The organism is Peribacillus sp. BM1, from assembly GCF_056679975.1.
Genome location: NZ_CM155259.1, coordinates 2,854,058 through 2,865,793, shown reverse-complemented (window position 1 = coordinate 2,865,793; position 11,736 = coordinate 2,854,058). Strand labels below are relative to the sequence as shown.

Annotated in this window: 12 protein-coding genes and 1 pseudogene; 6 read left to right on the top strand and 7 right to left on the bottom strand. The window is 36.3% G+C overall.

Annotation, left to right across the window (positions count from 1 at the left end):
• Window positions 1–37: 37 nt before the first annotated feature.
• Complete coding sequence (locus AC1MGI_RS13855; RefSeq protein ID WP_480345758.1) at window positions 38–691, bottom strand: HXXEE domain-containing protein; 654 nt, start codon at window positions 689–691, stop codon at window positions 38–40.
• Between the two features lie 128 nt (window positions 692–819).
• On the opposite strand from AC1MGI_RS13855, the gene AC1MGI_RS13850 reads away from it, so the two are divergent.
• The 4 genes from AC1MGI_RS13850 (at window position 820) to AC1MGI_RS13835 (ending at window position 2,675) form a co-directional block, all read left to right on the top strand.
• Window positions 820–1,416, top strand: coding sequence for a TetR/AcrR family transcriptional regulator (locus tag AC1MGI_RS13850; protein WP_480345757.1), 597 nt, complete (start codon window positions 820–822; stop codon window positions 1,414–1,416).
• 154 nt (window positions 1,417–1,570) lie between these two features.
• A complete protein-coding gene (locus AC1MGI_RS13845; RefSeq protein ID WP_480345756.1) occupies window positions 1,571–1,753 on the top strand; it encodes a hypothetical protein in 183 nt (60 codons plus the stop codon).
• Between the two features lie 139 nt (window positions 1,754–1,892).
• A complete protein-coding gene (locus AC1MGI_RS13840; protein WP_480345755.1) occupies window positions 1,893–2,102 on the top strand; it encodes a hypothetical protein in 210 nt (69 codons plus the stop codon).
• A 432-nt stretch (window positions 2,103–2,534) separates the two neighbouring features.
• The gene (locus tag AC1MGI_RS13835) at window positions 2,535–2,675 is read left to right on the top strand and encodes a hypothetical protein (protein ID WP_154663997.1); all 141 of its coding nucleotides are present in this window, start codon (window positions 2,535–2,537) and stop codon (window positions 2,673–2,675) included.
• Window positions 2,676–2,844: 169 nt separating this feature from the next.
• Here the strand turns inward: AC1MGI_RS13835 and AC1MGI_RS13830 are convergent, their stop codons facing one another.
• Together AC1MGI_RS13830 and AC1MGI_RS13825 are read right to left on the bottom strand one after the other, a co-directional pair.
• The gene (locus AC1MGI_RS13830) at window positions 2,845–3,216 is read right to left on the bottom strand and encodes an SRPBCC family protein (protein ID WP_480345754.1); all 372 of its coding nucleotides are present in this window, start codon (window positions 3,214–3,216) and stop codon (window positions 2,845–2,847) included.
• Window positions 3,217–3,559: 343 nt separating this feature from the next.
• Complete coding sequence (locus AC1MGI_RS13825) at window positions 3,560–3,826, bottom strand: DUF1292 domain-containing protein (RefSeq protein ID WP_480345753.1); 267 nt, start codon at window positions 3,824–3,826, stop codon at window positions 3,560–3,562.
• Window positions 3,827–4,292: 466 nt separating this feature from the next.
• On the opposite strand from AC1MGI_RS13825, the gene AC1MGI_RS13820 reads away from it, so the two are divergent.
• Complete coding sequence (locus AC1MGI_RS13820) at window positions 4,293–4,805, top strand: DUF3231 family protein (RefSeq protein WP_480345752.1); 513 nt, start codon at window positions 4,293–4,295, stop codon at window positions 4,803–4,805.
• Window positions 4,806–5,320: 515 nt separating this feature from the next.
• Here the strand turns inward: AC1MGI_RS13820 and AC1MGI_RS13815 are convergent.
• Complete coding sequence (locus AC1MGI_RS13815; RefSeq protein WP_062180305.1) at window positions 5,321–5,512, bottom strand: hypothetical protein; 192 nt, start codon at window positions 5,510–5,512, stop codon at window positions 5,321–5,323.
• 221 nt (window positions 5,513–5,733) lie between these two features.
• Between AC1MGI_RS13815 and AC1MGI_RS13810 the strand changes: the two genes are divergently transcribed.
• The gene (locus AC1MGI_RS13810) at window positions 5,734–7,062 is read left to right on the top strand and encodes an oligosaccharide flippase family protein (protein ID WP_062180316.1); all 1,329 of its coding nucleotides are present in this window, start codon (window positions 5,734–5,736) and stop codon (window positions 7,060–7,062) included.
• 451 nt (window positions 7,063–7,513) lie between these two features.
• On the opposite strand, the pseudogene AC1MGI_RS13805 reads toward AC1MGI_RS13810, so the two are convergent.
• From AC1MGI_RS13805 to AC1MGI_RS13795, 3 genes and pseudogenes are all read right to left on the bottom strand, one after another.
• Window positions 7,514–8,882: pseudogene (locus AC1MGI_RS13805) on the bottom strand (alanine/glycine:cation symporter family protein).
• Window positions 8,883–9,779: 897 nt separating this feature from the next.
• Complete coding sequence (locus tag AC1MGI_RS13800) at window positions 9,780–10,733, bottom strand: TRM11 family SAM-dependent methyltransferase (RefSeq protein ID WP_480345751.1); 954 nt, start codon at window positions 10,731–10,733, stop codon at window positions 9,780–9,782.
• Window positions 10,734–10,794: 61 nt separating this feature from the next.
• Window positions 10,795–11,640 carry an SDR family oxidoreductase gene (locus tag AC1MGI_RS13795; RefSeq protein WP_480345750.1) on the bottom strand — a complete coding sequence of 282 codons (846 nt, stop codon included), beginning with the start codon at window positions 11,638–11,640 and terminating at the stop codon, window positions 10,795–10,797.
• Window positions 11,641–11,736: the final 96 nt, after the last annotated feature.

The window sequence follows — 11,736 nt, the reverse complement described above, 5'->3', positions numbered from 1 at the left end:
GTTCCTCTTTATAGAGAAACGGCTCTTTAGAAATTATTTATTTCTTCAAACGATTTAATTTCTCAGAAACATTAAATCTTCTCATTTCATCTTCTCCGAAAGAATATGGTGAGCTTTTGTCTGCTAACCAGGAATAGGTCATTTTGTTAATTACGATAAATGCGGTTAGGAACATATAAACAACTCCAAATACCCAATCCCATCCATTTACAAGTCCATTGGAATGGATATAGTAAATATAATAAATTCCCAACGGAATATGCCCTAAGACAACAGCAGCCAATCCAGGGTTATAAAATTGTCCAAGTTTCTTAGGTGTCATAATTCCATGCACCATAAACTGCATCATACCAAACAACATTGGAGTCAATCCTAACCAGATTACATCAGGTAAAAATACTGGAACTAGATACATAGTATAAACTATAACAACATTCGTAATCATTGCTGAGTTTTGGTTAAGAGGGTAATTTCTAGGTGTAGAACTAGGTCGAAGTGCCATATTCATGATTGCTGGTTCACCGCCTGGAAATCCATATTCCTCAAATTGATGGATTAATAGCACTATAAAGTTCATAAACACTAACCTTTGGAGAATACCCATATCCCCCCAAGCAATGATTAAATACACAATAGATATGATGGCAACAACTAATCCAACATTATACCAATGTCTTCTAAAAAAGTTCATAATAGCTAACTCCTTTTGGTTGGATAATCCGACAAACTGTCGTATTTATAATTATAGAACTTTTCAATGCTCTATCAACCGTCAGTTTATGCTCATTTGTCGTATCTTCAACGAAAAGAGGAGTTATTATGAAGAAAAAACCTGAAATCACAGCCCTGACAAGAGAAAGACTCATGGATTCCTTTTGGAAATTGTATTGTAAAAAACAAATAAATAAAATAAGCATTAAAGAAATAACCGATAATGCAGGATATTACCGCAGTACATTCTATGAGTATTTTACAGACATCTATGATGTTCTAAATCAGCTAGAAACAGACCTAATTCTTTATCTTAAAGAGAATGTTTATAACAGCTTAGATACAAATCTAAGTGAGGACATCATAAAGTCGCTTGCAAACATATATGAGTCTAAAGGAGAATACCTAAGTGTTCTTCTTGGTGAAAACGGAGACCCAACTTTTAATCAGAAATTAAAAGATATTTTCCGTAATATGTTGTTTGAGAATTTTGGTTTAGATGAAACTGATGTACATGCTCAATTCATTTTTGAGTTCGCCATCTCAGCCATTCTTTCTTCCATTAAACATTGGTATGATAATGGAAAGCAGATTCCCGCAGAGGAAATGGTTGTGTTGTTACGTTCCATGTTGATGAATGGTGCGGGGAATCAAATTTTGAAGTATTCAAATATTGAATTTCATGATTTGTCATTTAACCCTTAACAAGATGCTTGTTGCACTAACCTGCGTCGTTAGTGAAAAAGCGTCTCCACTTATTGTAGAAACGCACCACGTTAGTTCAATGAGAATTGTTCACAAATGCTACGGTTATATCTTGGGCATAATACAGTTTATATACATTAGAGGGGGGAATAGTATGAGGCTAAGAAATGGAGATTTTTATACAAATGTTTTGACCAATAAGTTATATAGGTTAAATGAAGATGACAATAGCAGCTGGTACTTGAGCTTGCGTGATGAAGAAGGTTATCATGAAACAGAAAAGACATCAGGGCGTGATATGATTAGATTGGTAGAAGGTAGTTATAAAAAAAGCTAATAAAAAACTAACCCATTCCTGTCATAATACCTGTAATCAGATTCTTTAGTGGAAAGTAGGTAAAACTTGAAACAATATAAGATATTTCAAGGAAAAAGTCGCCTTTATGTCGAATATAACAGATAAAGGGGATTACCCAATGAATAAATTTGAGTTATTAAAAAAGTTACTAAATAGTAGTCGAGGTAATTTGTTTTCATTAGAGATTCCTACTACAAAAGAAGATGAAAAAAGGATTCAAGAATTGGTTAGAGTATTAGAAACAGAAAAAAGAATTAAATTAAGAGAATATGTACAGAGAGAATACTCAGTTTATTTACAAGGAATAATTAAGTATGCATCCGAATAATCGGATGCTTTTTTTATTGGGGTGAACCACCATAAGAAATCCGGGTTCTTCAAGTTATACAATAAGCCAAGGTGGGCATAGAATTTTTATGAGATTTAGAAATTGTGAACCTTCATAACCCACAGAGCCAATAAATCCCTTTGGCATCTATTTTCTTAAACTAACCTGCCCGTTAGTTTAAGTGTAATCCTTCACAATCTCAATTGCATTAGAGATAAATATTTGTTTACTTTCCTCAACAATATGGCCCTTTAACGGAACAACTCTATGTCACTTAACAGTTCCTTAATCTACCTTTCAATTCAAATGTTCTGCCCTTTTCACTATAATAAAACGTAATCGACAGAAGAAAATTAAGTTTAACCCACCATGGAAAAATTACCTGTCATTGGAGCTTAATTTTTACCAATCCTATTAATGGAGGTGGTAATCATGACAAATCAAAATCCTATTGAGTATACTGGGAAGGTTCTAGATCAACGAAATGACCTTACTGGACCTGACGATTCAGGCAAGGCATTATATCCAAAACGACCCAAGCGTGTATCGATCCAGGAGCCTAAACGAAAGTAGATCAGACTCTGACCCCCAAGCGGTGATGCCTTTTCCAAATGGGGGTCAGCTTACATAGACATAAGAACATACTTTAGTCTTTTTCATTTATTTCTTCTTGAACTAAACTGCCAGTTACTTTAATAAGAAAAAGGGCTTTACTCTTTATTCAAGTAAAGCATCCGTTTGTTTAAGTATATTTTTTCACAATCTTGTCGAGCGCGTCAGACCAGCCGTCGTACACGTACTGATCGCCGGGGTAACCGGCGAATCCGCGCAGGTGGAAAATCATCTTGGTCCGGTCGCCGTGTTCGGTGAGGGTTAGGGTCACGACAGGGGAGTTCTCGATGGGATCATCGGGGTAGCCCCAGGTAAAAACGAGCCGTTCGAATGGTACGATGTTGAGAAACACACCTCCGGTGGGATACTCCTCGTCGGTCTCGATGTTGACCATCGTGTAGCGGTAGCGTCCGCCTTCGCGAACGTCGAAGGAGATGGTCTCCAGGGGCGTCGAAGGCAACCATTCGGCGAGTTCCTTCTCCCTCGGGTCCAGGCGCGCCACACGAGCTTGCGGCGGGCATTCAGGGTGCGGGTAATGGTAAACTCCGGTTCAGATGTGGGCATGCCAAATACCTTTCACCATATTTTACCACATGGACGAAGATCTTGTTTAACTATTCTGGCACGTTAATTTAATAAGAAAATGTTAGATTAATGAACAATTTGATCCGACTGCGCCAGAAAAAAGCCAACCTTTTCTCATAATCCTATCCCTTAAACGTGTTGTTCTAGAATCTAAACCATTACAAAAAGACGCTTTCTTATTCAAGAAAACGCCCGATTACTAAACAACAAAAACCTTACATTAGTAAGGTTTTCATATTCCTCTTTTTCCCAAAAAATCATTAGTCTTCTTTTATTATTTCATCAAAAGCTGAGGAAACTCTGTCGAATTCCCCATCGTTTTCAATACCTGTAAAGTAACCATCCTGATCGACCTTTAAAAAGAAGACATCAATGTCCTCCTCGGTTTCTTCTTCAAGATCCTCCACAAAGCTGACTGCAACGTATTCTGTCCCTTCAATATTTAACGCTGCCAGCACTTCAACTTTCTGCTCCTGTTCATTCTCATCGCTAATCGTAAAGATTTCGCCTATTTCAATGTTTTCCATGCGATATCTCCTCTCCTTTTTGAAAAATTGTCTTGCACTAATAACTGTATAAAAGTCTTCATAATCATTTTATTTCCAAAGAGGAACAGATTCATGCGGGAAATTCAGATTTTAAAATTTAACATACTATAAGTTATTACATAACAGTATTTTATTAATATCTGCACTATTACTAACTTGCCCTTTAGGGTAAGTAGAAACCTTCACAATCTCAATAGGAATAGCATCAGGAAAATGCGGATTTACAACGCTAAGGGAGTTTCAACCCATTAAAAAAGCCGATTTCCTGTCTTCTTACGGAATCGACTTTTTTAGTTTAGCTTGTTTTACACTTGAATGTTGAACTCCCCCTTTTAAATGACTTTCAAACTAAATAATGGATTAAAAAGCAATGGATTGAGAACCATAAAGATATGTGCTTTAAAGAAAGGTGGCACAAATTATGAACTTAATTAGGAGGATCACAATGGGAATTTTAAGTGGAAATCCAACAGATGAACCCATGCACTATGGAGAAGTATTTAGTACATGGTCTTTTCTATTAACGGATAAAGGGGCAATTGCAGGTTTTCAAACTCACCTAAACCATGCAGGTGATGAAGACTTACAAAAATTACTTGAGGAAGCCGTTCAGGGTGGACAACAAGAAATCAAACAGATTGAAACTTTATTAAAAGCGAATGGAATTGGATTACCTCCAACACCTCCTGAGCGTCCTAAAGCTTGCTTAGATGACATTCCAGCTGGAGCGCGTTTTGCAGACCCTGAAATAGCAGCTATGCTTTCGTTGAGCATTGCAGCAGGATTAGTAGCATGTAGTACAATTATGGGGCAATCTATTCGAGAAGACATTGCTATGATGTTCGGGCAGTTTCATGTTCAAAAGGCAGCACTTGGAGCTAAAGTTCTACGACTAAATAAAGAAAAAGGATGGTTAGTTCCACCACCATTACACCATTATAAAGCTGAAGATTGTTAGTTAATGTAAAGTAAACTGGGTACAAAGGGAGCAGAATTTTTAATCTGCTCCCTTCTCGCTCTTAAAGTAATCTGTCCTTTACTTCAATAAGAATAGCCAAACTTTCTTCTTGAAGCATGGCACCCGTTAAATCAATACTCTAATACCACTCTTTGAAAAATACCCACTCTCCATTGTCCAATGAAAATATAGATTTGCATTGCTTACATCTTAAAATAAAACCTGAAGGATACTTTGGATTATCAACTACAACCTTTGTTGTACATTTTTCCTAACCACACTTAGGACATTTTTGTCTCATATCTTTTCTAATATTCATCCAAGTTCTCCTTAAATTATCTATATATTGTACACTTATTTTACCATCTCCTTATTGAACTAACCTGCTCGTTAGTTTAAGTACAACTATTCACAATCCATATAATTATTTCAAATGGCACTATTCATCGTAATGAATATAAATGAGCTTGTTATTTTTCCGTAAATAGTCTTAAGTACGAATTTAAAAAAATGACCTACCCCTTGGGTAAGTCAAGTTTTTGGTATGCCAACTGATACTTTCCTCCTTCAGCAACTTCTGAATGGTACAAAGCTCTAAGGGCAAAATTTTTCTCAAGTTCGTGTTCTTCCATCAACTCCTTTAAGCGCTTTTGTAATTCTTCATTGTCTTTGATCAGCTGTTTCATTTGCGATTTCATGTACTTCATGGGATTTCCACTCCTTTTAGATATCAAATCTATCCCAAGTATAGCATTAATCACATCATTACGATTACAGAACTTAGTAACATTTTGTACGGCATAATCTCTGTTTCCGTAGTAATAATTTACATAATTTCCACTTTATCATTCATTCTTCTTTTTGACATAAGAATAATCCAAAGCCTGTCTCATATCTTTATACAAAGACCTATTGGGAGTGAGTCAGCATGAAATCTTTTTACAAAGGGACCATTATATTGATTGTTGCAGCGTTTTTCGGGGAGTGTGTTGAGTTTTTTGTCAATATGATCCTTGCTAGGGAACTTCGTGAAGAAGGAATGGGACTTTATATGTCTATACTGCCAATCATTTTCTTGGCTTATATTATTTCTGGTTTCGAATTACAGGTTTCCATTTCAAAATTCGTCGCTGAAAATAGACCAAAACTTCATTATAGTTTACTACAGCATGCCCTCAAATTAGCTGGATACGCGATACTAATTACGTTTCTTTTAATATTAATCGTCGTATCATTTTCGAATGTTTTGAATAACTTTCATCCATATGTAAAATGGCTACTAATTGGGTTAATCCCGATCGCTGCTTTTTCAACAATCGCAAGAGGGTATTTCATGGGTGTTCAAGAAATGGGGAAAATCGCCTTTTCAAACTTCCTAAAAAAAGGCTTTCAATTCCTATTACTCTTGCTTATCTTTCATTTTCTACAATTTGACCAAGAAAAATCGCTACTAAGTGCGTTGATTATATTAATTGCTAGTGAATTCATTGTGTTTCTCTATTTGATTAGCTTATTTATCATTCAAATGCAAACGATGAGAAAAGTTTCGAATACCATGATTTCAGGTAAACATGCACGTTATAAGCTGCTTGCTGTATCGGTTCCCACCGTGGGACTTCGTATTTTTCACGCCATTACCAATGCCATCCAGCCTTTTTTAATTCACTCAGCCCTACTATCAGCTGGTTTTGGTGCCGTTATGGCGACTGAACATTTTGGGATGTTGATGGGAGTCGCTATGACAATCGGCTTTTTCCCTGCTTTTATCGCACATTCATTGATGATTATGCTCATTCCAAATGTATCAGACGCTTACGCCAAGCAAGATTACCAGAAATTAAGGAATTTATTGCAAAAATCCATGTCCTTAACACTACTTTATGGATTACCCGCTGTCTTCATTATGTACCTATTTTCAGAACCATTAACTTCACTCTTTTTTTCTTCGACTACAGCAGCGGTCTACTTAAAACTTTTAGGGCCTTATTTCTTATTCCACTTCTTCATCATCCCGATGCAGGCTTATTTAATCGGATTAGGATTAGTGAAAGACGCTTTCATCCATACGGTATGGTCCCACATCATTTCATTTATGCTGATGTATCTCTTAGGATCTCAAGCTTCTTTGAATATGACTGGTGTTATTTTAGGCATGAACACAGGAGCTATTTTACTAACCATGATGCATTATGTAACGATATGTAAAAAGGTTGGGATTAACGTTTGGTTAACGAAACCTAGACAAAATGTTATTTAGCTCTGATGTACCACATCACCCAATGTATACAGATCATCCAATAACTTGAAACTTGATGCCGTCTACTGAATGACTACTTTTTAGACTCGTTTATACTTTCATCTGACTATTCAAGTATGAATACAAAAGTTCAAGACTAATAGCGCATAGCTTTTAAAAGATCTTGGAGCTTGATCGCATAGTAATAAATGAAATCTGCTCCTTGAAAACGGGCATTACGCCCTATTTTAATAAATTATCGTTGGCCACCCCACCTAACGTTTATTCCAAATGGTAGAACAATTATTATTTCGTTAAAATAGCTTAACAATGAACTATTCTTCAATAATTAATTATACTTCAATTAAATTTTCCCTTGAAATACTTTCTAATTGATATGTACTAGGAAACAAAAAAGAGGTTACCAAAAGTATCAACTTTTAGTTAGCCTCTTTTCTCATTATCTTATTTATTATGTGGAATGTGTGATATCGACATTTTTCTTTTTCTCTCTTTTTTCCTGCGCCAATATTTTATTAAAATCTTTTGTTTCTGATACTACAACTCCTGCCAGAGCAACAAGAGCAATCAAGTTTGGAATCGCCATTAATCCATTAAAGTCATCAGCAATGGTCCACACCAACCCGAGGCTCATATCAGCACCAACTACGACAGATAAAGTGTAACAAATCCTGTACCATATGATTGAGCGAATTCCAAATAAGTATTCAAAACATTTCTCTCCATAATATGTCCATCCTAATACGGTGGAATAAGCAAAAAAGATAATGCCAATCGTAACAATCCACCCGCCAACTCCTGGAAGCATCTGGTCGAAAGTTTTGGTAGTTAAAGCAGCACCAGATAATTTGCTATCCGTATATAGCCCTCCCATTACTAACGTTATACCAGTTATCGAACACACGATGATCGTATCAAGAAAGGTTCCAGTCATCGAAATATGTGCCTGACGTCCTGGATGATCGGTTTTAGCCGCGGCTGCCGCAATTGGAGCAGATCCCATACCCGCTTCATTAGAAAATACTCCGCGAGCTACACCATAATGAATAACTGCACCGATCGTACCTCCCGCTACAGCCTCCCCTGTAAACGCATCTTTAATAATCAGAGCTAAAGCTGCAGGAACTTCCGTAATATTAAATAAAATGATAACTAGTCCACCAACTACATAAAAAATGGCCATAATCGGTACAAAATACGCTGTAACTTTACCGATATTTTTAATACCACCTAAAATAACAAGGGCAGTTGCAATCGTTAATATCGCACCCGTTATCCAAGGGTTTAGACCAAAACTAGATTCAACTGCGGCAGCTACAGAATTGGATTGAACTGTACTACCTATACCAAATGCAGCAATGGCACCAAAAAGAGCAAATAGAACAGCTAGCCATTTCCACCCTAAACCTCTTTCAATATAATACATGGGGCCCCCAGCCATTTCGCCACGTTTTCCAACTGTTCTGTATTTTACTGCAAGGATCGCTTCAGCATACTTGGTTGCCATTCCAACAAGTGCCGTAATCCGCATCCAGAATACTGCACCTGGTCCACCTAAGACAACGGCAGTAGCTACACCCGCAATATTACCTGTTACCAATCGTAGCAGCCAAAGCCGTCATTAATGACTGAAAGTGAGAGATTTCACCTTCTGAAGATTGATCTTGATTCTTTGAAAAAGCGAGTTTTAAAGCATATGGTAGTTTACTAAACTGAAGGAAAGATATACGAAATGCTAAATAAACCCCATTTCCTACTAATAAAATTAGTACCGGTGGCCCCCAAATAATATCACTTAATTTGGTTATAAACTCAGTCATAGTTCCACGATCCTTTCTATTATTAATAAGGTGGGTACAAGATATCTCGTCTGTATTTTTCATACTGAACAAATAATAATGTGAAGAAGTGAAGACAATTACTAATGATTTATTTAATCATTTTAAAGAGGTGTTATAGTATGTAGAAGTAATTCTAGGAGTTTTTAATGAAAAACATACATTCATGCACGCAAGAACCAATGAGTTTAATTCCTTATCCACCAAAACAGTTGTCTCTTTACGTCTAATCAATCGAAAATCTCCGGAATTAATATTCATAATTTTCTGTTTTATTAACAAATACACGGCATGATCATTTCATTCATGTATCTTACCCGTATGAAGTTGGATAGAATTGAAAATAATAGCCCAAAATCAATAAAACGCCTCCTTCACCAATCAAAATATACCATTATATTTCACGAAGACTATTTGTACAATATCAAACGTTAGGTGTTCTTACATTTTTTAACTTGTCTTTAAATTAAGTATCATTGATTAACTGTTTCGCGCATTTGAGCTAACAGAATAAATACCATCATCCCAAGAAAATGCCCCATTATTAATGCAATAAAAGAAGTTTATAAACACTCTCAATTCATGTTAAAGATTTAGCATAGTCAATCACGGTTTATATTCAAAAAATTAAAGTTAACATAAAAAATGCAGTAGGATAACAGATGAGGACAAAGAAAGATTTTCAGGATGTATAGAAGAGGGAAAGAAAAAACTGTTATCAAGTAAAATAACAGTTTTTTTACTTGATGACGTCAAACTACAGGTTCGACGTCATCATGTGAGATTTTCATACATTCAATTGAGTGATTACCCGTGTTTATTGCTTTGTCAATCAAAATCACGTTACGCAACTATTCATCCTGTATGAGGACCTCTCTACTATTCACAAACAAGAACTTGTCTTGAAAACAATCCTTTTCTAGCTATACATCGATCTGTAATCTCAAATCCAGAGTCTTCAATCATCTGATCAATTGTTTCAATCGATATCACGACTACTTTACTAGCAATACGGCGGGCATGTTTTAGAATGGATAGTTGATCCTCAGGTGTAGCATGCGTAAACAAATTGTATGGCATATCAATAATGGCTACATCATAATCCTCTGATACTTCAGAAATTGGACCACATGCTACATCGCCTTCAAGATCGAAATAGGCAATATTTTCATTTATTCCATCTATAATATGTGGGTTTATATCGCGCCCGACAATATCAATTCCCATGGAAAGTGCCTCAACCAAGACAGTCCCAATACCACAACATGGATCTATCGCTTGAACCCCATCAGGATTCGGTACCGCAATGTTAGCAACAGCTCTTGCTACACGTGTACTGAGCGCAGTCGAATATTCATGAGGTTTTTTTTGATGATGAAGCCAAATGGACTCACCTTTTCGATAGTTTCCAAAGTACCAACGCCCAGCCTTGGTCACTATGCCATACTCATAATCAGGTTGATGGATATCGAACTCTCCATTGATTCGTAAACCTAATTCTCGTTCTATCTTACGACGATCCTTATATTCAATTTTCTCCGATTTATCAAGGTCATTAATTTTCACAAAATTCACTTTGAATGTCGATTCATGCAATTCAATAGATTGAACCTGCTCTAGGATTTCTGATAGGTCATCCCCTTCAAATATGACGTCAATTCTTTCTTTTATAAAAGGACTCCGGCTCGGATCGACTTTAATATCTGTTTTCAAAATATTTGTTTTCGTCTCGATCCCAAATAAAGACCGCATCTCCATGTAACAAAGTGCACGCTCATCCATACGACAAGCATACGTGTATATAAAAGTTGGTATTTGCTTATGATTATCCAATTTGTTCCCACCCTATTTTGGTCATTTCTTTTGTTACCTTGGAAAAGTAAAATAAATCCTATTAGTACTTATCCAATCGCGTTAAGATCATTTTCTCCCAAACTCTCCATGGAAGTATGCTTTTTAGTAAAATGCCTAATATAACACCTCTTCCAATTTTATTACGGAGCCTCATTTCTTTACTTGTCGATAGCTTTGCAACCTTATCAGCGATTTCTTTTGGATTGCCATATGAGCTTTCGCTAGATTTAAGGTAGTCTTCCATTTTCATGAGATATTCATGATATGGGGAATTTTTATGTAGAGATTTTTCTGTTATGTGTTTTCCATTTGTCCAAATATTAGTTTTATATGAGCCTGGTTCAATGAGGGCAACATCTATTCCAAACGGCTTCAGCTCTAGACGAAGACATTCACTCCATCCTTCAATAGCGAACTTCGAAGAAACATAGGGAGATAATCCAGGGAAGCCCATTGTACCACTAATACTACTAATTGTAATGATTTTCCCATTGCCTTGTTTTCTCATAAAAGGAAGTACAGTCTGGGTTACTGCAATTACACCCAAGACATTCGTTTCAAATTGTTGTCTATATTCGTCAATCGGAATGTCTTCCACGAATCCAGCACCCGCATACCCAGCGTTATTCACTAATACATCTACTCTTCCTTTCATTTCAATACAATTTCTCAACCGACGTATCGAAGCCTCAGACGTAACATCCAATTCAAAGATTTCAATCCGATCAGCAATTGCAGCCAACTCTGCCCTCTCTATTAGTTCAGCTTTCTTCTCCAGATTCCTCATCGTAGCCATAACTTGAAAACCTCGCTTGGCCAATTCTAATGAAGTTAATAATCCAAATCCGCTGGATGAACCCGTTACAATCGCAATTTTGTTTCCCATGGTCTTTCCCCTTTCAAATTACTTAACGAATGATTCGTATTACTAGTATCATAGCTATACAAATAATTTTACTAGCCACTTGCAAAAATAGATCTT

Excerpts from the sequence above, each read along its gene's own strand:
- AC1MGI_RS13855 (WP_480345758.1), bottom strand. The coding sequence starts at position 691 with ATGAACTTTTTTAGAAGACATTGGTATAATGTTGGATTAGTTGTTGCC.
- AC1MGI_RS13850 (WP_480345757.1), top strand. The coding sequence starts at position 820 with ATGAAGAAAAAACCTGAAATCACAGCCCTGACAAGAGAAAGACTCATG.
- AC1MGI_RS13845 (WP_480345756.1), top strand. The coding sequence starts at position 1,571 with ATGAGGCTAAGAAATGGAGATTTTTATACAAATGTTTTGACCAATAAG.
- AC1MGI_RS13840 (WP_480345755.1), top strand. The coding sequence starts at position 1,893 with ATGAATAAATTTGAGTTATTAAAAAAGTTACTAAATAGTAGTCGAGGT.
- AC1MGI_RS13835 (WP_154663997.1), top strand. The coding sequence starts at position 2,535 with ATGACAAATCAAAATCCTATTGAGTATACTGGGAAGGTTCTAGATCAA.
- AC1MGI_RS13825 (WP_480345753.1), bottom strand. The coding sequence starts at position 3,826 with ATGGAAAACATTGAAATAGGCGAAATCTTTACGATTAGCGATGAGAAT.
- AC1MGI_RS13820 (WP_480345752.1), top strand. The coding sequence starts at position 4,293 with ATGGGAATTTTAAGTGGAAATCCAACAGATGAACCCATGCACTATGGA.
- AC1MGI_RS13815 (WP_062180305.1), bottom strand. The coding sequence starts at position 5,512 with ATGAAGTACATGAAATCGCAAATGAAACAGCTGATCAAAGACAATGAA.
- AC1MGI_RS13810 (WP_062180316.1), top strand. The coding sequence starts at position 5,734 with ATGAAATCTTTTTACAAAGGGACCATTATATTGATTGTTGCAGCGTTT.
- AC1MGI_RS13795 (WP_480345750.1), bottom strand. The coding sequence starts at position 11,640 with ATGGGAAACAAAATTGCGATTGTAACGGGTTCATCCAGCGGATTTGGA.